The following is a 19,917-nucleotide window of genomic DNA, read 5'->3' as shown; positions in this document are numbered from 1 at the left end:
CGGCGGGGGCAGGATGGGCACTGGCGCGAAACGGAAAAACCGGGCCTTCGCGGCGGTCTGCGTCGCCCTGCTGACGCTCCTGCCGGCCACTGCGTGCACCTCGGAGACCGAACCGGAACCGAGCGCCCACGCACGCATCGAGGTGGACCGCCCCTCGGCCCTCGCGGACGAACCGCTGCGCATACGGGTGGGCGGCCTGCGGCCCGGCGAGGAGGTGACGGTCGCCTCCAGCGCCGTCGATCGCGATGGGCTGAGCTGGTCTGCGCAGGGCCGGTTCACCGCCGACGACGGGGGCGACGTGGACCTCACACGGCACAAGCCCAATTCGGGCACGTACGACCGGGCTGACGGCATGGGCCTCTTCTGGTCGATGCGGCCGCGCAGGGGAGAGGCGGACGAGAGCTGGTTCGCTCCGCGGAGCCCCCTGCGCGCGGCTTCCTACGACGTACGGATCGCCGTGCGCGCCGGGCAGCGGGAGATAGCCCACCGGACCCTCACGCGCCGGCTACGCGCAGAGGGAGTGCGGCACCGGACCCTAACCGTCGCCGACGACGGGCTGGACGGCGCCCTGTTCCTGCCCCGCGACGCCGCGCCCCGCGCGGCACCGGTCCTCCTGTTCGGCGGCTCCGAGGGCGGCCGCGGTCTCGACCTGGAGGCCGCGATGCTGGCCTCCCGGGGCCACCCGGCGCTCTCCCTCTGCTACTTCGGCTGCGAGGGGCGCCCCTCGCAGCTGCGCGACATCGAGCTGGAGTACTTCGTGCGGGCCGCCCGGCTGCTGACGGACCTGCCCGGCGCGGCACCCGACCGGCTCGCCGTCATGGGCGGCTCGCGCGGCAGCGAGGCGGCGCAGCTCCTCGCTCAGTACCACCCCGGGCTGGTCCGGGACGCCGTGGCGGTCGCACCCGGTACCCGGACCTACTGGCCGAAGGCAGGCTCGGACGCGGAGAAAGCGAGCTGGACGCGCGACGGCAGACCCGTCCTGCTCGACGAGATCCCGCTGGACCACGTGCGCGGCACGGTCCTGGCGGTGGCCGGAAGGAAGGACCGGCTGTGGCTCGCGGGACCGGCGGCCGAGAGCATCGCCCGGCGCACCAACGCCGCCGGCGTCCGCCACCGCGCCCTGATGTACGACGAGGCCGGACACGGCGTCATGGGCGCGCCGTACCGCGCCGCGGGAAAGTACATCTACGACCCGTCGGCGAAACGGTGGACGGATCTGGGCGGCACGCAGGCCGCCGACGCCCGGGCGAAGGCGGACAGCTGGCCGCGCATCCTGGAGCTGATCGGCCGGTGAACAAACCGGGGTCGCCCGCGCGCGATTCCGGGGGCGTGCGGCACCCGGATCGGGGGCATGCGCAGGACAAGACAGCCAACCGTCCGGGTCAGTGGGTGGCTGTGCCGAATCCACGTGCGGAGGTGCCGCGATGACGCATGGCCTGGTGTTGAAGACGTTCCCCGCGGGCTCGCCCCGCGGCTCCTGGCCGGCCGAGGAATTCGCGTCGCACCTACGCGTGCAGGGCCGGACCGCCGAGGTTGTCATGGACCTCGCCGCCGACGCCTTCCTCGTCGTCGCCCCCGCCCCCACGGCCCCCTCGGACACACACGGGAACGAGGCGGAACCCCTGCCCTCCGCGGCCTGACACGCCCCCGCGTGACAGCGGCCGGCCCGTCCGTCCAGCCCCGGGGCCCGCGGCGGTGCGCCGTGCTGCGCAGGGCGAGGCGTCTCCGCAAGACCACGCGCGGCTTCACCGTGACTCCAGTACGAACTCGTACGACGGCCTTGCTTCCCGGCCCGGCCCTCAGCCCCGGTCAGCGCCCCGCGCCCCTCTGGCAGCCTGCTCGATCTTCGCGCAGTAGGCCGCGCGGGCCTCATCGTCGATCCGCTGCTCGTGCTCGGCACGCATCCCGGTCCGGCCGTCGAGGCCCTCGCGCAGGATGTCGGCGTGCCCGGCATGCCGGATGGTCTCGCCGAGGACATGGACCATGACGGCGAAAAGGTTCGTGTTGGGAGCCGGCTCCCGCCACCACGGCACGTGGCCGGGGGCGTCGAGGGGAAGCTCGCTGATCGTCGCGTCCGAGTGTTCCCACGTGCGCCGGTAGAACCCGATGATCTGATCGCGGGTCTCGCCCTCGGCCGCCCACTGATCGCCGCCGTCGTGGTCCTGCCACCGGGGCAGCGGTTCCGGATAGGGGCGGTCGAAGACCTCGCCGAAGTACCTGGCCTCGACGGTGGCCACGTGCTTGACCAGACCGAGGAGATTGGTCCCGGTCGCGGTCAGGGGACGGCGGGCGTCGTACTCGGACAAGCCGTCGAGTTTCCAGAGCAGCGCCGCGCGGTCCCGCCGCAGTCTGCCGTGCAGATTGCGTTTCGCGAATTCATCGATCATGCGGCACGAGCCTGCCATGGGCTGCGCGTGGCGTCACCAAGTTCCCCCATGACCTGACGCCCCACCGCGCGGTGATCCGCCGCACGGGCCCTGCTGCGGTGCCGTTCATGGCGTTGGACGAAGACGGAGTGTCATCCCCGCGGTTGCGGCCCGTGGAGGTGGCGCGACGAGGTGGTCTTCTAGGCCTGCCGGGCGTCGTACTGCTCGGGGTGACGACCGTGAGCATCGCAGACCACGGCGACCGCGAAGACTTCCTCGCACTCGTCGGCGGTCTCGGCCTCTTCGGCGGGATCCTCCTCGTGATCGCTGGTGGGCCAGTGAAGCCTTCCGCCGTCCTCCGGAACGTCTCGTGGCCGGGGCTCCCGTGCGTGTCGCGTGGAGCGGGGAGGGCGGGCCGATAGGCTGCGTCGCTCCGGAGATCCGATCGGAGTTCACCTGTGAGTCGTGCACGCCTGGGGATCGCCATCCTGACCATGGGCAACCGGCCCGCCGAGTTGCAGGCCCTGCTGGCGTCGGTGGCCAGGCAGACACTGCCGGCCGCGCGGATCGTGGTGGTCGGCAACGGCAGTGCGCTGCCGGAGCTGCCCGTGGGTGTCGACGGGGTGGAGCTGGAGGAGAACCTGGGGGTGTCCGGCGGCCGGAACGTGGCGATCGAGCACCTGCGGGCACGGGGTGACGTGGACGTCGTGGTCGACCTGGACGACGACGGACTGCTCGTACACACGGACGTGTTCGAGAAGCTGGCCGCGATGTACGGGGCGGATGAGCGGCTGGGAATCGTGTCGTTCCGGATCGCCGACGAGCAGGGCCGTACGCAGCGGCGGCATGTGCCGCGGCTGCGGTCGAAGGACCCGCTGCGCGCCGGTGAGGTGACCACGTTCCTGGGCGGCGGACACGCGCTGTCGATGCGGATGCTGGAGCGGACCGGCACCTGGCCGGACGCGTTCTTCTTCGCCCATGAGGAGACCGATCTTGCGTGGCGGGCGCTGGATGACGGGTGGCGGGTGGTCTACGAGCCGTCGCTGCTGCTCCAGCATCCCCGGACGTCACCGGCCCGGCACGCGGTCTACCACCGGATGACGGCCCGCAACCGGGTGTGGCTGGCCAAACGGCATCTGCCCGCACCGCTGGTTCCGGCCTACCTCGGGGTGTGGACCCTGCTGACGGTGGCGCGCACGCGCTCGTGGGGCGGCCTGCGGGCCTGGGCGGGCGGCTTCGCCGAGGGGGTGCGCGCGTCGGGCGGGCCGCGACGGCCGATGCGGTGGGCGACCGTGGCACGGATGACGCGCCTGGGTCGCCCGCCGGTGATCTAGGACTTGTTCGGCTGCGAGGATGTCGGCTCTTTGAGGGTCCTGCACGGCCCGGTCTGGGAGGAAACGGATCTTCTCTGGGACGGACTTGAATCGCACCTTGGTTCTCAGTCCACGACGAAGGGTGCGTATCCGACCGTGACCTCACCTACCTCAAGGTCCGAGAAGAGCAGGGTCAGCTCGTGCGCGTTGGTCTCGATGTGAACCTCATGGAAGTCGATCCCGACAGCCTTCGACCAACGGCGGGCAGCCTCCGATTCGGGACGGAGCTCGGCTCCGTACATCTCGTGGTACTTCGCGCCCCAGACGTACCCGCCGAGGTCGGGGTCGGCGGTGTCCCGGTCGAGGAGACGGTCGTCCAGGGACGCCTGCCAGGTTCCCGTGTCCAGGAACGTCTCGCACCGGGCCTCGACGCAGTGCCGGAAGAGATACCGCAGGTAGGTCAGCGGACGCTGCGGGCCGTTCCACACCTGGAATACGACCTCGTAGTCACGCATGTAGGGGGTGTACCCGTGGTGCACGACAAAGTGTTCGAGGGTCTCATTCAGCGTCTGCTGAAGTTCTGCGGTGGCCATGCCGTCCTTCTACCTCACTCGGCGAGCCCTTCGACACCGAGATTACGAGGCCGGGGACACTCCGGCGCCTGAGAATCGCCCGTCCAAGGCGCGCACCGTTGCTCAAACGAGCAGTTCGTAGATCGGTCTACTGCGGTCAATGACGCCGGCTTGTGGCAGTCAGCACTGCCGCGAGGCCCTCCCGGAGGTCCTGTACGAAGTACGCGGGCACCTCCAGCGACGGGAAGTGGCCCCCGGCTTCGGGTGCGCTCCAGCGGACGATCTGCCGGTACCGCTCCTGTGCCCAGGGGCGTGGGCACTTCTCGATGTCGCGGGGGTACATGCTGATCGCCGACGGGACGTCGACCCGGAGTTCGGGGTCCAGTGAGTTGTGGCTCTCGTAGTAGATGCGGGCCGCCGACGCGCCGGTGTGTGTCAGCCAGTACAGCGTCACGTTGTCGAGGATGCGGTCCTTGGAGATCCTCTCGAACGGGCTGTCCTCCGTGTCCGACCACTCGGCGAACTTGTCCAGGATCCAGGCGAGAAGCCCCACCGGTGAGTCCACGAGGGAGTAGCCGATGGTCTGGGGCCGGGTCGCCTGCTGTTTCGCGTACGCCGCGCGGTGGCGCCAGAAGTGGGCTGTCTCCTCGGTCCACCTGCGTTCGACCGCCGTCAGGCCGTCCGTGGTCACACCGGGGGGTGCCTGCGCGAACGTGCTGTGGATGCCGAGGACGTGCGCCGGGAACCTGCCGCCGAGGACCGTGGTGATGTTGCCGCCCCAGTCGCCGCCGTGGGCCGCGAACTCGCCGTAGCCGAGCCTTCCCATCAACTCCACCCACGCGGCCGCGATCTTCTCGGTTCCCCACCCGGTGGTGGCCGGTTTGTCGCTGTAGCCGAAGCCCGGCAGCGACGGGGCGACGACGTGGAACGCCGGCGCGTCCGCGTCCTGTGGATCCGCCAACTCGTCCACCACATCGATGAACTCGGCGATGCTGCCCGGCCAGCCGTGCGTCATGAGCAGGGGAGTGGCGTCCGCGCGCGCCGAGCGGCGGTGCAGGAAGTGGATTCCCAGGCCCTCGATGGTCGTGCGGAACTGGCCGACGCGGTTGAGGCGGGCCTCGAACGACCGCCAGTCGTACCCGGTGCGCCAGTAGTCCACGACATCGACGAGGTCGGCGAGCGGCACGCCCTGGTCCCATCGGCCGGGACCGGGCGCGGCGCGCCGGACCGTCTCGGCCTCCGGCAGCCGCGCCGCGGCCAGTCGCGCGCGCAGATCGTCGAGTTCGGCGTCGGTCGCGTGGGCTTCGAACGCTCGCACGTCGCTGTCTGGACGGGACATGAGACCTCCTGGCCATCGCGGAACCGGCTAAGACGGTTCTAACAGTCTCCGAGCCGCGCCGCAACCGGCTAAGGTGGTTCCATGCCTGCTGCGTTCCCTGACTTCCGCCTCGGCAAGGTGCTGGCCACCAGCTTCACGGGGACCCTGTCGGAGCGTCATGGCGACGCCGTGGAGCGCATTCCCACGCCGCAGCGACTCGTCGACTGGCTGGCGGTGTACGACCTCGCCGTGGACTCCTGCACCGCCGCCCAGCTCGACCTCGCCTGGGAACTGAGGGAGTCGATCCACGCCGCCGCGACGGCTGCCGCGCTCCATGACGCGCTCCCCGCGTCCGCCGTCCACGTCATCAACGACCGCAGCGCTCGGGGCCGGGCCGCGGCGGTCCTGACGCCCGAGGGCGAGCGGCGATGGCGGCTCAGCCCGGCCTCCCGCGTGGAGGACGCCCTCAGCGTGATCGCCGCCGACGCGATCAGCGTCATCGCGGGCGAACGGGACGGAAGACTGGCCCTGTGCGCGTCACCCACCTGCCGAGCCGCCTTCTTCGACACCAGCCAGAGCCGCACCCGCAAGTGGTGTGACATGAACACGTGCGGGAATCGGCAGAAGAAGGCGCGTTTCCACGCCAACCAGCGGAAGAGCGCCGGGCCGGCGGAGTGACCCGGGCGCGCCGCTCCTCAATCCCGTCCCGGAACCGGCGGGTTCGCAGCTTCTGAAGGGAAGGGCTGGGCACTCAGGTTCTGCGCTGCTTGAATGCTCCAGTGATCGAACTGGTGGTTGCGCTGTCGGTGGCAGGGGTGACTGCGTGGCTTTTCCGTCGCAGAGTGAAGCAGCGGGCAGACAGTGCCGCTCAGGGAGATGTGATCAAGATTCCCTGTCTGCTCCGGCACCCTTCGGTCGAGGGGCGATGGCTCCGGGAGCGCCTGGTGACAGGCCCCTCTGGATCGGCTTGGGAGCCACGGACCAAAGCCGGGGCGGCGGTGTCCCTCCCGGAGGGGCTGCGGCAGGTCGGCGTGCGGTCACCGTCCTGGCGCGAGGCACTGAAGATCAACGGTGGCTCCAGGATCGTTGAGTGCAGCTCTCCCGAGGGGCCCCTTCTTGTCGCCGTGATGCCGAACGAGCTGGATTACGTACTCACGGCCTTGAACAACAGCTGAGCCAAGCAGTCCGGTGATCGCCGCCGCCCACCCGGTGCCGGGCACCATCGCGGACGCGCACGCCTGGAGGGGCGTCCGGTGACCTCAGGAAGGCGTGGGCGTCCTCAGGCTCCCGCCACGCCGAGTGCGTGACGGATCGTGGACCGTTCGGTCAGGGTGTCGAGGAGAGCCTTCGCCAGGTCCGCGCGGGTCAGGCTCGAACCTGCGACGTTGGCCTCCAGCGCCGTGCGGTACTGGCCGGTGCCCGGCTTGTCGGTCAGATACGGCGGACGGACGATGGTCCACTCGGTGTCGCTCCGGGCGAAGAGCTGCTCCATCTCTGCCAGGTCCGCGTAGATGTTCCGGTAGATCGCCCGGACGACAGGGGTCACGGTCTTGTGGAACCAGAAGGGTTCGCCCTCGCCCGAGCGCAGCACCGGCTGAGCGCTGACCGCTACGACGCGCCGCACCCCGGCCTTGTCCATCGCCGTCAGCACGGAGCCGATGCCACGTTCGCAGACCCGGCCGGTGCGCTTACGATCCCTCGCGCCGAGTGCCGAGATCACGGCGTCGGCGCCGTCCAGCGCAGGACCCAGCATCGCCGGTTCGAACACGTCGGCTTGGAGGACGTGCAGGTTCTCGTGGTCCAGGGTGAGTCTGCCCGGAGTTCGGACGACGGCGCGTACCTGGTGGCCCGCGTTCAGGGCCTGCTCGACGACGAGACGGCCGGTGCCACCGGTGGCACCGAAGACGGTGAGTTGCATGGAGTTCCTGTCCTTCCGGTCAAAGACGCCGATCGGTTCACTTCCGGCCGGCCGCGACGGCCAGGAGGCAGGGCGCAGCCCTCACCATCCTGCCGGCGCCGACGCGATCGACCTGATCGTGCCCGGTCCCACCCGGCAGCAGCCGCCGACCAGCCGGGCGCCGGACGCCCGCCAGGCCCGTACCCGCTCCGGGGTGAAGGAGGAACGTCCCCGCCAGGACCGGGCCACCGCGTCCCAGGTCTCCCCGCTGTTGGGGTAGGCCACGACCGGCTTGCCGGTGACCCGGGCGGCGGTCTCGACGGCGTCCGGCACGTCCTCGGGGGCGCAGCAGTTGACGCCGACCGCGATCACCTCGTCCGCGTCGGCGGCCAGGGCGAACGCCTCCTCCAGCGGCTGCCCGGCGCGGGTGCGGCCGCCCGTGACCGTGTACGACAGCCAGGCGGGGACGCCCAGTCCGCGCACCGCCCGCAGCAGCGCGACCGCCTCGTCGGCGTCGGGGACCGTCTCCAGTGCGAGGACGTCGGGCCGGGCGGCGGCCAGAACCTCCAGCCGGGGCCGGTGGAAGCGTTCCAGAGCCTTTGGGGTGAGTCCGTACCGGCCGCGGTACTCCGAGCCGTCCGCGAGCATGGCGCCGTACGGGCCGACGGAGGCCGCCACCCACAACGGGCGGTCCGTGCGGGCCCGGCGCGCGGCCTTTCTGGCCAAGCCGACGCTGAGGGCGATCAGTTCGGCCGAGCGCTCGGGACCGATGCCCCGCCGGGCGAACGCCTCGAAGGTCGCCTGGTAACTGGCCGTGATGGCGACGTCGGCGCCCGCCTCGTAGTACGCGAGGTGCGCCTCGGTGATCGCGCCGGGCGCCTCGGCGAGGAGCCGCGCCGACCACAGCTCGTCGCTCAGATCGTGCCCGGCGGCCTCCAGTTGGTTGGACATCCCGCCGTCGAGCACGAGCGGGCGGCCGGAGGCGAGGGCGGCGGCGAAATCGCTGGTCATGGCACGAGGCTATGCCCGCCCCGGCGGCGGGCCCGCGGTCTTGTCCCCCGTGCGAGCTACGGCCAGGTGTCCACCCTGAGGTGACGATCTCCCGCCGCCGGATCCGTAGCGTCCTGATCGGCCCGGGACGCCCCGGTCGCGGGCCTCCGACGAAGGAGTCCCCGTGAGGTTCGTCTGGCAGTTCCTGGCCGTCCTGGCGATGTACGCCATAGGCGGAAACGCGGTCAACGCCGTGAAGGAGAACGACTGGCTGACGCTCGTCGTCGGTCTCACGGCGGCCGCACTGGCGGTCCTCGTGTACGCGTGGGTGGTCCGGCGGACCGAGCGCCGGCAGGCCCTGGACGTGGCCCGGGAGGGCGCCGCGGTCAAGGCCGGCTGGGGAACGCTGATCGGCGCCGGGATGTTCGGCGCCGTCATCGTGAACCTCTTCTCCTCCGGGTACTACGAGGTCGACGGCCTGGGCTCGGTGGAGGGCGCCCTGGGCCTGGTCGGCTTCATGGCGGCCGCCGCCGCGATGGAGGAAGTGGTGTACCGCGGCGTCCTGTTCCGCATCGTCGAGGAACACGTCGGCACGTACGTCGCGCTGGTCCTGACCGGCCTCGTGTTCGGCCTCTCGCACCTGCTCAACGAGCACGCGACCGTGTGGGGCGCCCTCGCCATCTCCATCGAGGCCGGCTTCATGCTCGCCGCCGCCTACGCCGCCACCCGCAGCCTCTGGCTGACCATCGGCGTGCACTTCGGCTGGAACTTCGCCGCGGCCGGCGTCTTCAGCACCGAGGTCTCCGGCAACGGTTCCAACCAGGGACTGCTGGACGCCGCGACGGACGGCCCGAAGCTGATCACGGGCGGCGAGTTCGGCCCCGAGGGCAGCGTGTACGCGGTCGGATTCGGGGCGCTGCTGACCCTGGTGTTCCTGTGGCTGGCCCACCGGCGCGGCCACATCGTGGCGCCCGGTGCTCGGCGTGCGGCGCGTGCCAACTCCACCGCTACACTGCCCCGATGACCGCTCGCCGAGGGATGCCGGACTTGATGCCGGGGATGTCCAAGCGGTGGCGGCGCCTCGACGTGACCGTCCGGGACCTGCCGCTCGGAGTGCTCCTCCTGATCGCGTCCCTGCTGCCGGCGCTGCGGGGCAACGGCACCGAGATCGGCGGTCTGCCCACCCGCTCCGCCGACCTGCTCGCCGGTGCCGCCGCCGTCCTCCAGTGCCTGCCGCTCGCCGTGCGCCGACGGTGGCCGCACCTCTGCCTCGCCCTGGTGTCGATCGGCTTCGCCCTCGACCAGATCCGCGGCTACCACCTCTTCGCCGGTACCGCGCTGCCCATCGCGCTGCTGAGCGCCGGTTCGTATCTGGAGCGGTACCGGCGCGCGACCCTCGCCCTCGCCTCCGTGGCGTTCGTCGCGCTCTCGGTCGAGCTGCACCGGCGCGGACCGGGCGACCCGGTCGCCGAGTTCGTCACGTTCTACCTGGCGCTCGGCCTCGCCTGGGGCATCGGCACCTGGATGCGCTCCGCCCGGGCCGCGGAGGCCGAACGGCGGGGGCGGGTCGCCGAGGACGCCCGCAACGCCGAGCGCACCCGCATCGCCCGCGAACTCCACGACGTCGTCACCCACCACGTCACGGCGATGGTCGTCCAGTCCGAGGCCGCCCGGTACCTGACCGCCGCGCCCGACCGGCTCGACCAGACGCTGGCCGCGGTCAGCGACACCGGCCGCCGGGCCATCACCGACCTGCGGCACCTGCTCGACCTGCTCAACCCGGACCACGGCACCGACCGGAACGCCGAGCCCAGGACCCCGCCCGTCGGCCGGGTGCTCACACTGGTGGAGCAGACCCGACGGGCCGGCCAGCCCGTGGAGTTCACCGAGGAGGGCACTCCGGCGGCCTCGACCGGCAGCGCCGACCTCGTGGCCTACCGCGTCGTCCAGGAGGCCCTGACGAACGCGCTCAAGTACGACCACGGCGGACGGACCTCGGTCCTGGTCCACCACGGCGAAAGGGAGATCACCGTGCGAGTCGGCACGGACGGCACCGGCTCGGGCGCCGCGTCCCCCGGCGGCAGCGGGCGCGGCCTGGCCGGACTGCGGGAACGGGTCGACGTCCTCGGCGGCGACTTCAGCACGGACCGCCCGGAGGGCGGAGGCTTCGTCGTCCAGGCCCGTATCCCCGCGGGAAGTCCGTCATGAGCGCCCCGGTACGCGTGCTGATCTGCGACGACCAGGTGATGATCCGCGCCGGCCTGGCGACGATCGTCGACGCCCAGCCCGACCTGGAGGTGGCGGGCGAGTGCGGCGACGGCCAGGCCGCCGTCGACCTGGCCGCCGAAGTACGGCCGGACGTGGTCGTCATGGACGTACGGATGCCGGTCATGGACGGCATCGAGGCCACCCGGCGGCTGGCGGGCGCGGGGGTGGAGCGTCCCGTCAAGGTCCTCGTGGTGACGACGTTCAACCTCGACGAGTACGTCTACGAGGCGCTGCGCGCGGGCGCGAGCGGGTTCCTGCTCAAGGACGCGCCGCCGGACCGCCTGCTGCACGGCATCCGGACCGTGGCCATGGGCGCGGCGCTCCTCGACCCCGATGTGACGCGCCGCCTCGTCGGCCGGTACGCCGCCCGCATCCGGCCCGTCGGCGGCCCCGCCGAGAACCTCCCCCTCACGCCCCGCGAGACGGAGGTGCTGCGCCTGATCGCGGACGGCCTCTCCAACAGCGAGATCGCCGCGGCCCTGGTGATCAGCCCCGAGACGGTCAAGACCTTCGTCTCCCGCATCCTCACCAAACTGGACCTGCGTGACCGTGTCCAGGCGGTGGTGTTCGCCTACCGCCACGGGCTGGTGACCTGACGCACGGATTCAGGCCCACCGGCCCGGGGGATTCAGGTCCGCAGCCGGTGGCGCATCTGCGTCAGGCGCCGGTCGAAGCGGAGGTTGAACCAGGTCAGCCAGCCCATGAAGGCCACCGCGAGGGCGAGGGTCAGGCTCCCGGCGGTCATGGAACCGGCCGCGAACCACAGGACGGACGTACCGAAGAAGATGAGGGCCAGCATGGGGAACGCCCACCAGCGATTGCGCCGCAGCCGCCGCTGACGGGAGTCCACGAGCGCGGCCATCTCCCGGCGCCGGTCCGGGTCCTCGGGCGGCTCGCCACCCTTGAGGATCCGCCGCTCCATGGCGGGCACGTCCGCGGCTTCGGCACCGGTGTCCCGGGCATCGTGGCGTCGACGGCGGCGCACCAGGAACACGACCCAGACACTCATCAGGCCGGCGCTGATCACCGCCCACGGCCACGAGTCGAGCCCGTTCGCGGCCAGCCGGACCACCACGCCCACGGCCAGCGCGGCCAGGCCGATCACCGACAACCTGTCCCGCCAGTCCCGCTCCAGGGCCCCGTCGCGTCGCTCGCGTCTCTTCATGTCTACCTCTCGGTAATCCGGATCAGGGGGGTGACGTCACGTGTCCGTCCGGATACCCGCCCGCCGCCCCCGGACACTTCGGCGGCCACCGAAGCAACCGGCCCATAGCGTCGGGGACATGAGCGCCACGCACACCGCAACCACCGCCCCCGCCCCTGCCACACCGGCCGACACCGTCACCGGCATGGTCGAGCACGTCCTCGCCCTGGCCGCCACCTGGCCCCGCTGGGACGGAGAACCCGTCCACGTCGACGGGCGCGTCTACACCCCGCACAAGGCCGTCCGGCGGGTCGCCGACCACATGGTCGACCATCTCGCCGAGATGGAGGCGCGGTTGGCGGGCCGGCCGACCCAGCCCGACCACTGGCACGCCTCCGCCACGACCACGGACGCGGACCGCGCACCCTTCACGCCGGACGACCTCGACGAGGCGCGCAGCCGACTCACCCGGCTCGCCCGGATCTGGGCCGACCGCCTGGACGCGCTCACTCCGGGGCAGCTCGACGACTCGCCCGGCGAGGGCTGGAACTTCCGCGAACTCGCCCGGCACCTGGGGGAGTCCGTGTACTACGCCGACGCCGTGGGCGACCTCTCGTGACCGACTTCGCCGCCCTGCACCGGCCCGGGGCGCCCCTCCTGCTGCCCTGCGCCTGGGACCGCGCCTCCGCCTTCGCCCTCGCCGGGCAGGGCTTCCCGGCCGTCGGCACCACCAGCCTCGGTGTCGCGGCGGGGAGCGGGCTGCCCGACGGCGCGGCGGCGACCCGCGACGAGACCCTGCGGCTGGCCCTCACCCTGGGCTCCGGGCCGTTCCTGCTGACCGTGGACGCCGAGAGCGGCTTCGCCGACGACCCCGACGACGTGGGGGAGTTCGCGCGGCAACTGGCGGCGGTCGGCGCGGTCGGCATCAACCTGGAGGACGCGCTGGGCCCAGCCGACCGGCACGCCGCGAAGATCGCCGCGGTGCGGTCGGCGGCCCCGGGCCTGTTCGTCAACGCCCGTACGGACACGTACTGGTCGGGCGACGGCGACCCCGGGGAGACCGTACGGCGCCTGGAGGCCTACCGCGAGGCCGGTGCCGACGGCGTCTTCGTCCCCGGTCTCACCGACCCCGCCCGGATCGCGGCCCTCGCCGCGCACTTCGACGTCCCGCTCAACGTCCTCCACTCACCCACCGGCCCCACCCTCCCGCACCTCGCCGACCTTGGCGTGGCCCGCGTGAGCCTCGGTTCGCTGCTGTACCGCAGGGCCCTGGGCGCCGCCCTGGAGACGGTGGCCGACATCGCCGCGGGCCGGCCGCCGACGGGCACGTCACCGGCGTACGCGGAGGTGGCCGCGCTGAGCGGCGGCTAGTGCGCGCGCGGCCAGTTCTCCAGCGCGACGTGCAGCGCGTCCACCGCCCGGTCCCAGGACGCCTGGACGGCGCGCGGGGCGCCGAAGCCGCCGGTGGCCTCCAGGGCGCAGAACCCGTGGAAGGTGCTGCGCAGCAGGCGCACGGCGTCGGTCAGGTCGGGCTCGGTGAGGCCGTAGGCGCGGAGCATGCCGTGGGTGATCTCGGCGGTGCGGCGCAGGGCGGGGGAGCCGGCGACGAGGGACTGGTCCATGCGCATCTGCGTCGCGGCGTAACGGCCGGGGTGCCGCAGGGCGTAGGAGCGGTAGGCGTTCGCGAACGCGGCCAGCGCGTCCTTCCCGGCCCGCCCCGCCACCGCCGCCGCGATCTCGTCGATCAGTTCGCCGCCGGCCAGCAACGCGACCCGCACGCGCAGGTCCTGGACGTTCCTGACGTGCGTGTACAGGCTCGCGTCCTTCACCCCGAAGTGCCGGGCGAGCGCGGAGACGGTGACGCTGTCGAAGCCGCTCGCGTCGGCGAGGTCGGCGGCGGCCGCGACCACCCGGCCGGTCGTGAGGCCCACTCGGGGCATGCGCCACCTTCCTGACTCTCCGGCCTCCTCGGGACTCCTGGAGATCTCGGGCCTCATGCTAGGCCAGCGGCCGTAAACCCTGCTGCGCCCACCGCGCCCGGTCCGTAGGGTGTCGCCGACCGCGCAGGGCGAGCAGGGGGAGACGACGGGTATGCGGCGGCTGACGGCTACGACGGGATGACCCACGAGGCACGCGACGCCGACCGAGCCGCCGGACGCCCCGCGCAGGACACCCGGGCCCTGTGGCGGCAACGGGACTTCGGGGTCTTCTGGGCCGCGCAGACCCTCTCCGTCCTCGGCGACTCCTTCGCGCTGATCGCGCTGCCCCTGCTGGTCCTGGAGGCCACCGGCTCGATCGCCCGGATGGGCCTGCTGACGGCCGTGGGCGGCGCCGCCGCGGTGCTCGCGGCCGTCTTCGCCGGGGCCGTCGTCGACCGCGTCGACCGCCGCAAGCTGCTCATCGGCTGCGACCTCGTCCGGATGGGCATGTACGGGCTGGTCCCCGTCGTCTGGCTGTTCGGCCCGCAGATCTGGCTGCTCTACGTCGTCCTGCCCCTGTGCGAGGCCGTCGGCATGCTGTTCGCCGTCGGCTACGTCACCGTAGTGCGCAGCCTGGTCGGCACCGAACAGCTCACCGAGGCCAACGGGCGGCTCAACGCCACCGCCGCCGCGGCCGGCGTCCTGGGCCCGCTGTGCGCCGGGGTGGTCGCCGGCTGGTCGGGACCGGCCACCGCCATCGGCGTCGACGCGGCCAGTTTCGGCGTCTCGGCCGCCTGCGTCGCCTTCGTCCGCTTCCGCCCCCGCCCCGCCGACGACGCCCCGGCCACCGGCAAGCGGCCGGGCCTGCGGCAGGACCTGCGCACCGGGATCGCGTTCCTGTACGGGCATCCGGTGCTGCGCTCGCTCACCGTGCTGCTGTGCGGGTTCAGCTTCCTCACCCTCGGCCTGAACGACCTGGTCATCTACCACCTCAAGCACGACCTGGGCCGCGACGACGGCACGGTCGGCACCGTCATGGCCGTCGGCGCGCTCGGCACCATCACCGGCGCGCTGCTGGTGGCCCGCGCGCGGCGCCTGCTCGGCTTCGGCCCGACCTGGACCGGCTCGGTCGCGGTGTGCGGGCTGGCCTTCGCCGGTCTCGGCCGGGTGACCGAGGTCCCCGCTGTCGCCCTGCTGAGCGCGGCCTTCCTCGCCTGCGTCGGCATGGCGGGCACCTGCTCGATGTCCCTGCGCCAGGAGGTGACCCCCGAGCACCTGCTCGGCCGCGTCACCTCCGCCTTCTGGACCCTCCAGTACTCGGTGGCCCCCATCGGCGCGGCCGTCCTCACCTGGGCGGCGGAGCACCACGGCACCACACCGGTCGCCCTGGCGGCCGGCGCCGGCTGCGTCCTCATCGCCACGGTCGCCCTGCTCACGCCGATCCGCGGGGCGGGGCGGTCCTAGGCCCCGCCCAGGATTCCGCGCAGGAACGCGTTGCCGAACTTCCCCGCCGGGTCCAGTGTCTCCGTCAGTTTCCGGAAGTCGTCGAGTCGCGGGTAGCGGGCGCGTAGTTCGTCCGCCGGGGTCGTGAAGACCTTCCCCCAGTGCGGCCGGGCGGCGAAGGGGGCCAGCGCCCGCTCCAGGCCGCGCACCACCGGCAGCACCGCAGCCGTGTCCTCGACCCAGGTGAAGTGCGCCGCCACGGTGTCCCGCCCGTAGGACGGGCTCAGCCACTGCGCGTCGGCGGCCACCGTGCGTATCTCGCAGGTCTGGAGGACGGGCGCGAGGACCTCCCGGATCGCGTCCATCGCGTGCAGGGCGTCCAGGGCGTGCTCGCGCGGCATCAGGTACTCCGACTGGAGCTCGGCCCCGCTGCTGGGCACGAAGTCGGCGCGGAAGTGCGGCAGCCGCTCGTGCCAGGGCCCCGGCACCCCGGACTGCTCCGTGCAGTTCACCGCGGGCATGCCCGGCACCGGGTGCATCCTGTCCACCGCTGGCGCCGCGTACGGGAAGTCCGGCAGCGGCTGGTCGGTGCGCCGCTTCAGCCACACCTGCCGGAAGCCGGGCGCTCGCCAGTCGGTGAAGAGGCTCACGCTGTACGCCGACGCCATCACCGTCTCGAACGCCGCCGTGTCCAGACCCGTGAGCGGGAACTCCGTGAAGACGTGCTGCTCGACCTCGTAGGCCGGCTCCAGGTCGAGGATGAGGGCGGTCACCACTCCGAGCGCGCCCAGTGACGTCACCGCGCCGCCGAACCGGTCGTCGCCGCGCGCGAGGACCAGCGTCGAGCCGTCCGCCGTGATCAGCTCCACCTCGCGCACCTCCGACGCCAGCGAGCCGTTGCCCACCCCGGAGCCGTGCGTGCCGGTCGCCACCGAACCGGCCACCGAGATGTGCGGCAGCGACGCCATGTTCGCCAGCGCCAGGCCCCGCGCGTGCACCCGCCGGGCCAGCTCCGCGTACCGGACGCCTCCGCCCACCCGCACCGTGCGGGCCGCCGTGTCGACGTCCACCTCGGACGGCAGGTCCGCCAGCGACAGCAGGGCCCCGCCGTCGCCCGGCTCGGCGATCTCGTTGAAGGAGTGCCCGCTGCCCAGCACCCGCAGCCGCGCGCTGTCCGCCACCAGGGCCCGCAGCGCGGCCGGCGAGCGCGGTCGCAGCAGCTCCTTGGCCGTGTAGGTGATGTTGCCGGCCCAGTTGGTCACCGTGACGTCGCTCATACCGCGGAAACCTACCCGGCGCGCCTGGAAGGGGCCCCGGGCGGGAAGCCGCACGCGCGGGGGCATACCGTGAGAAGTCGAACGCCTGAGCCGGGAGGAGACACGGATGGGCAGCCGTACCGCGCTGGTCGAGGATCTTATGGAGCGCTTTCCGCACGTACCGCGGGAAGCCGTCTTCAAGGAGGACCTGCTCCGCGGCGGGGTGGCCTTCGACCCCTCCGCGCTGAGCGACAACGAGTCGGGTGAGGTCAAGCCGAAGTCGTACTTCATCTTCTCCTTCGACCACGGCACCCTGCCGGAGCTGGGCGAGGCCGCGCTGCGCCGCCCGCCGGAGGAGATCATCCTCACCGGCGGCCCCTACGACCTGCGCCGCACCGTCGTCTCGGTGCGCGTGAACCCCTCCTCGCCGTACCGGGTCGCCTCCGACGAGCATGGCCAGCTCGGCCTCTACCTCGACGGCAAGCGCATCTCGGACGTCGGCGTGCCGCCGATGCCGGAGTACTACCGCCACAAGCTCGCCAACGGGAAGTCGGTCATGGAGGTGGCCCCGACCATCCAGTGGGGCTACCTGATCTACCTGACCGCGTTCCGGGTCTGCCAGTACTTCGGCGCCAAGGAGGAGTGCCAGTACTGCGACATCAACCACAACTGGCGCCAGCACAAGGCGGCGGGCCGCCCCTACACGGGCGTGAAGGACGTCGACGAGGTCCTCGAGGCGCTCGACATCATCAACACGTACGACACGGCCAAGACGTCCACCGCCTACACGCTCACCGGCGGCGCGATCACGTCGAAGGTCCAGGGCCTGGACGAGGCGGACTTCTACGGGCGCTACGCCAAGGCCATCGAGGAGCACTTCCCCGGCCGCTGGATCGGCAAGGTCGTCGCCCAGGCGCTGCCCAAGGACGACGTCCAGCGCTTCAAGGACTACGGCGTCCAGATCTACCACCCCAACTACGAGGTGTGGGACGAGTACCTGTTCAAGATGTACTGCCCGGGCAAGGAGCGCTACGTCGGCCGCGACGAGTGGCACAAGCGCATCCTCGACTCCGCCGACGTCTTCGGCGCGCGCAACGTCATCCCGAACTTCGTGGCGGGCGTTGAGATGGCCGAGCCCTTCGGCTTCAAGACGGTCGACGAGGCCATCGCCTCCACCACCGAGGGCCTGCGCTTCTTCATGTCGCAGGGCATCACGCCCCGCTTCACCACCTGGTGCCCCGAGCCCACCACCCCGCTGGGCAAGACCAATCCCGACGGCGCCCCGCTGGAGTACCACATCCGGCTGCTCCAGGCCTACCGGCAGACGATGGAGGAGTTCGGTCTCTCCTCGCCCCCCGGCTACGGCCCGCCCGGCGCCGGCAACGCGGTCTTCTCCGTCAGCTCCTTCATGGACAGCCTGCCGGAGGACGCGCCGGTCGAGGTGTGAAGCGAGCAATAGCGCGCAACTTCTGCGCGTTATTGCCTGTGTGTGCGGCGCGTACCAGAGTGGACTGACCGACGCACCGCACGCACAGGAGAACGCCCATGCCCGATCCCAGCCCCGGCGCCACGCGGGCGCACGACGCCCTCGAGGCCTCCCGGCAGCTCGTCGCGGAGCGTAAAGGGGTGCCGATGGTCGTCTCCCTGCGTGGCGCCCGGCCGGCGGCCACGCCGGTGACCAGCAGCGCGGACGCCCGTCTCGCCGACCTCTTCGAGACCTTCCACCGGGAGCTGCATCCCGGCGGCACCGACGACGAGACCGCGATCGTCGAGACCCTCCAGGCCGTCGCGTACGACCGCCTCCTCGGCGGCGAGCACGGCCCGCACACCTCCGCGCCGGGCACACCGGCCGCCCTCCCCGACCCCGCCGCGATCGGCCACGACGCCACCCTCTCCGACCTGCGCGCGGGCCGCTTCCTGCGGGTGATGAACTACCACAACACCCCGCCGGGCATGCGGGACGAGCTGGTCGCCGAACTGACCGCGCTGGCCCGGGACTACGCCATCGTCACCCCCGGCGACCTGGACCGCCTCATGCGCACCGGCGAGTGGCACCGGGACCGGCCCGCCCTCCTTGTCGCGATCTACGAGGGATACCGGGACAACTACGACGTGGCCGCCGCCGCGTGCGAGGAGGCCGGCGTCACCGGCTGGTTCTTCGTCTGCACCGCCTTCATGGACGCCCCCGCCGACCGGCAGTACGACTTCGCCCTGGACCACCGGATCAAGCTGGTCGACGAGAACCCGCGCGGTGAGCGCATCGCCATGACCTGGGACGAGGTGGCCGACCTGCACCGCAGGGGCCACGTCGTCACCCCGCACACCGCCTCCCACGAACTGGCCGAGCGCGTGGTGACGGAGGAGGACGTGCACCGCGAGGTGGTCGAGCCCAAGCGGCTGATCGACGCGGCCACCGGCGGCGACGCCGTCTGCACCGCCTGGCTGGCCGGCACCCACTGGACCGGGCGGGGCACCGCCGACCGCGCCCTCGTGGACGCCGGGTACCGGTATCTCTTCAGCAACACGATGGTGCAGCGGCTTCCGGACCCACGGGACTGACCCGCCGTACGGCGAAGGGGCCGGGTGCGTCCGATCGCGCCCGGCCCCTTTCCGTACCGCCCGACGGGTCAGCCGAGGTACTGCACCATCGTGTTGCTGAACTGGTAGCGGTACCCCGCCTCCCGGACGGCCGCGTCCACCCTGGGGTTCTGGCCGAACGGCGTGCCCCACAGGAAGGCGGTGCAGGCCGCGTCCTGGCCGGTGACCTCGTCCATCCGCCGCTTGGGCTCCAGGATCTCGTACCGGATCGCCTCGTCGGTCTCCAGCGAGGCGGCGCTCGCGTGGCTCGCGGTGTGCGGGGTGACGACGTGGCGGGTGCTCAGGTCCGCCACCTGGTCCCAGGTCATGGCGAGCCGGTCGCCCTCGCGGTCCTCGGGGACCAGGTCGATGTTGTGGGCGTTGGCGTAGTCGAACTGCTCGGCCACCGGCACGTCGAGGAAGGCCGTGCAGATGAAGAACCAGCCGGTCAGTCCCGCCTCCTCGGCGAGCGGTGCGGCCACCTCGGCGTTGTTGCGGTACCCCTCGTAGAAGACCGGGATGATGCCGGGGCGCGACTTGTGCCACTGCCCGGTGGTGCGGAACGCGTCCAGGTCCTCCAGCGTCACCGGGTCGAACCGCTCGGCGAGGGAGTGGAGTTCGGCCCTGACCTTCTCCGTGTCGGCCTCCGGCGTGTTGTGGTAGTTCACCACCCGCAGGAACCGGCCCTCCCGGAAGGCGCGTTCGTGTGCGGTGAAGCTCGCGCCCGGGACGTCGGCGTGCTGGGTCATCGCTGCTCCTCGGTGTTCTGTGCGGCGGCCGATGCCTGCGGGGTGAAGTGGGAGACGGCCATGACCTGGAGGACGTCGATCAGCGCGGGCTCCGCGTCGTCCGCG

23 protein-coding genes are annotated in these 19,917 nt (G+C 72.1%); 14 read left to right on the top strand and 9 right to left on the bottom strand.

Features of this window, described 5'->3' with window-relative positions:
- Positions 1–13: 13 nt before the first annotated feature.
- Both ACGF3J_RS09750 and ACGF3J_RS09745 read left to right on the top strand, forming a co-directional pair.
- Positions 14–1,294 carry an acyl-CoA thioesterase/bile acid-CoA:amino acid N-acyltransferase family protein gene (locus ACGF3J_RS09750; RefSeq protein ID WP_161328710.1) on the top strand — a complete coding sequence of 427 codons (1,281 nt, stop codon included), beginning with the start codon at positions 14–16 and terminating at the stop codon, positions 1,292–1,294.
- Positions 1,295–1,424: 130 nt separating this feature from the next.
- Positions 1,425–1,640 carry a hypothetical protein gene (locus ACGF3J_RS09745; protein ID WP_161328709.1) on the top strand — a complete coding sequence of 72 codons (216 nt, stop codon included), beginning with the start codon at positions 1,425–1,427 and terminating at the stop codon, positions 1,638–1,640.
- Positions 1,641–1,799: 159 nt separating this feature from the next.
- Here the strand turns inward: ACGF3J_RS09745 and ACGF3J_RS09740 are convergent, their stop codons facing one another.
- Positions 1,800–2,387, bottom strand: a complete 588-nt coding sequence (locus ACGF3J_RS09740; protein ID WP_393853815.1) for a DinB family protein — start codon at positions 2,385–2,387, stop codon at positions 1,800–1,802.
- A 107-nt stretch (positions 2,388–2,494) separates the two neighbouring features.
- On the opposite strand from ACGF3J_RS09740, the gene ACGF3J_RS09735 reads away from it, so the two are divergent.
- Together ACGF3J_RS09735 and ACGF3J_RS09730 are read left to right on the top strand one after the other, a co-directional pair.
- Positions 2,495–2,788 carry a DUF6336 family protein gene (locus ACGF3J_RS09735; protein ID WP_393853814.1) on the top strand — a complete coding sequence of 98 codons (294 nt, stop codon included), beginning with the start codon at positions 2,495–2,497 and terminating at the stop codon, positions 2,786–2,788.
- 36 nt (positions 2,789–2,824) lie between these two features.
- Entirely contained in the window at positions 2,825–3,700 is an 876-nt protein-coding gene (locus tag ACGF3J_RS09730) for a glycosyltransferase family 2 protein (RefSeq protein ID WP_393853813.1), read from the top strand.
- 104 nt (positions 3,701–3,804) lie between these two features.
- On the opposite strand, the gene ACGF3J_RS09725 is transcribed toward ACGF3J_RS09730, so the two are convergent.
- Positions 3,805–4,272 (bottom strand): hypothetical protein, encoded by a 468-nt coding sequence (locus ACGF3J_RS09725; protein WP_161328706.1) that lies wholly within the window; start codon positions 4,270–4,272, stop codon positions 3,805–3,807.
- A 136-nt stretch (positions 4,273–4,408) separates the two neighbouring features.
- The gene (locus ACGF3J_RS09720; RefSeq protein ID WP_393853812.1) at positions 4,409–5,590 is read right to left on the bottom strand and encodes an epoxide hydrolase family protein; all 1,182 of its coding nucleotides are present in this window, start codon (positions 5,588–5,590) and stop codon (positions 4,409–4,411) included.
- 81 nt (positions 5,591–5,671) lie between these two features.
- Here ACGF3J_RS09720 and ACGF3J_RS09715 point away from each other — a divergent pair, with 81 nt between their 5' ends.
- On the top strand, positions 5,672–6,247 hold the full coding sequence (locus ACGF3J_RS09715) for a CGNR zinc finger domain-containing protein (protein ID WP_393853811.1): 576 nt from the start codon (positions 5,672–5,674) through the stop codon (positions 6,245–6,247).
- Positions 6,248–6,348: 101 nt separating this feature from the next.
- Entirely contained in the window at positions 6,349–6,744 is a 396-nt protein-coding gene (locus tag ACGF3J_RS09710; RefSeq protein WP_393853810.1) for a hypothetical protein, read from the top strand.
- Between the two features lie 104 nt (positions 6,745–6,848).
- On the opposite strand, the gene ACGF3J_RS09705 is transcribed toward ACGF3J_RS09710, so the two are convergent.
- Together ACGF3J_RS09705 and mmuM are read right to left on the bottom strand one after the other, a co-directional pair.
- Positions 6,849–7,487 (bottom strand): NAD(P)-dependent oxidoreductase, encoded by a 639-nt coding sequence (locus tag ACGF3J_RS09705; protein WP_393853809.1) that lies wholly within the window; start codon positions 7,485–7,487, stop codon positions 6,849–6,851.
- Positions 7,488–7,568: 81 nt separating this feature from the next.
- Positions 7,569–8,477, bottom strand: coding sequence for a homocysteine S-methyltransferase (mmuM, locus tag ACGF3J_RS09700; protein WP_393853808.1), 909 nt, complete (start codon positions 8,475–8,477; stop codon positions 7,569–7,571).
- Positions 8,478–8,640: 163 nt separating this feature from the next.
- Between mmuM and ACGF3J_RS09695 the strand changes: the two genes are divergently transcribed.
- From ACGF3J_RS09695 to ACGF3J_RS09685, 3 genes are read left to right on the top strand one after another with little or no spacing between them, the layout of a single operon-like run.
- Positions 8,641–9,480: a CPBP family intramembrane glutamic endopeptidase gene (locus tag ACGF3J_RS09695; protein ID WP_393853807.1), complete on the top strand. Its 840-nt coding sequence runs from the start codon at positions 8,641–8,643 to the stop codon at positions 9,478–9,480.
- The gene (locus tag ACGF3J_RS09690) at positions 9,477–10,664 is read left to right on the top strand and encodes a sensor histidine kinase (protein WP_393853806.1); all 1,188 of its coding nucleotides are present in this window, start codon (positions 9,477–9,479) and stop codon (positions 10,662–10,664) included. Before ACGF3J_RS09695 ends, ACGF3J_RS09690 begins: the two co-directional genes overlap by 4 nt.
- A complete protein-coding gene (locus ACGF3J_RS09685; RefSeq protein WP_161328697.1) occupies positions 10,661–11,320 on the top strand; it encodes a response regulator transcription factor in 660 nt (219 codons plus the stop codon). Before ACGF3J_RS09690 ends, ACGF3J_RS09685 begins: the two co-directional genes overlap by 4 nt.
- Positions 11,321–11,352: 32 nt before the next feature.
- Here ACGF3J_RS09685 and ACGF3J_RS09680 read toward each other — a convergent pair whose 3' ends face one another.
- Positions 11,353–11,889: a hypothetical protein gene (locus ACGF3J_RS09680; protein ID WP_161328696.1), complete on the bottom strand. Its 537-nt coding sequence runs from the start codon at positions 11,887–11,889 to the stop codon at positions 11,353–11,355.
- 118 nt (positions 11,890–12,007) lie between these two features.
- Between ACGF3J_RS09680 and ACGF3J_RS09675 the strand changes: the two genes are divergently transcribed.
- Together ACGF3J_RS09675 and ACGF3J_RS09670 are read left to right on the top strand one after the other, a co-directional pair.
- Complete coding sequence (locus tag ACGF3J_RS09675; protein WP_393853805.1) at positions 12,008–12,487, top strand: hypothetical protein; 480 nt, start codon at positions 12,008–12,010, stop codon at positions 12,485–12,487.
- Positions 12,484–13,239: an isocitrate lyase/phosphoenolpyruvate mutase family protein gene (locus ACGF3J_RS09670; protein WP_393853804.1), complete on the top strand. Its 756-nt coding sequence runs from the start codon at positions 12,484–12,486 to the stop codon at positions 13,237–13,239. The genes ACGF3J_RS09675 and ACGF3J_RS09670 overlap by 4 nt, the downstream gene beginning before the upstream one ends.
- Here ACGF3J_RS09670 and ACGF3J_RS09665 read toward each other — a convergent pair.
- On the bottom strand, positions 13,236–13,808 hold the full coding sequence (locus ACGF3J_RS09665; RefSeq protein ID WP_161328692.1) for a TetR-like C-terminal domain-containing protein: 573 nt from the start codon (positions 13,806–13,808) through the stop codon (positions 13,236–13,238). The genes ACGF3J_RS09670 and ACGF3J_RS09665 overlap by 4 nt on opposite strands.
- Positions 13,809–13,985: 177 nt before the next feature.
- On the opposite strand from ACGF3J_RS09665, the gene ACGF3J_RS09660 reads away from it, so the two are divergent.
- Positions 13,986–15,251, top strand: a complete 1,266-nt coding sequence (locus tag ACGF3J_RS09660) for an MFS transporter (protein WP_161328691.1) — start codon at positions 13,986–13,988, stop codon at positions 15,249–15,251.
- Here ACGF3J_RS09660 and ACGF3J_RS09655 read toward each other — a convergent pair.
- Entirely contained in the window at positions 15,248–16,507 is a 1,260-nt protein-coding gene (locus tag ACGF3J_RS09655; RefSeq protein WP_393853803.1) for a D-arabinono-1,4-lactone oxidase, read from the bottom strand. The genes ACGF3J_RS09660 and ACGF3J_RS09655 overlap by 4 nt on opposite strands.
- 106 nt (positions 16,508–16,613) lie before the next feature.
- Between ACGF3J_RS09655 and ACGF3J_RS09650 the strand changes: the two genes are divergently transcribed.
- Both ACGF3J_RS09650 and ACGF3J_RS09645 read left to right on the top strand, forming a co-directional pair.
- Positions 16,614–17,933, top strand: coding sequence for a radical SAM protein (locus ACGF3J_RS09650; protein ID WP_122618221.1), 1,320 nt, complete (start codon positions 16,614–16,616; stop codon positions 17,931–17,933).
- A gap of 98 nt (positions 17,934–18,031) precedes the next feature.
- A complete protein-coding gene (locus ACGF3J_RS09645; protein WP_393853802.1) occupies positions 18,032–19,045 on the top strand; it encodes a polysaccharide deacetylase family protein in 1,014 nt (337 codons plus the stop codon).
- Positions 19,046–19,113: 68 nt separating this feature from the next.
- Here ACGF3J_RS09645 and ACGF3J_RS09640 read toward each other — a convergent pair whose 3' ends face one another.
- Positions 19,114–19,812 (bottom strand): polysaccharide deacetylase family protein, encoded by a 699-nt coding sequence (locus ACGF3J_RS09640; RefSeq protein ID WP_393853801.1) that lies wholly within the window; start codon positions 19,810–19,812, stop codon positions 19,114–19,116.
- Positions 19,813–19,917: the final 105 nt, after the last annotated feature.

The sequence above is a fragment of the Streptomyces sp. NPDC048171 genome, assembly GCF_043202655.1.
In the GTDB taxonomy this organism is placed as follows: Bacteria; Actinomycetota; Actinomycetes; order Streptomycetales; family Streptomycetaceae; genus Streptomyces.
This window is presented reverse-complemented; position numbering and strand designations above follow the sequence as displayed.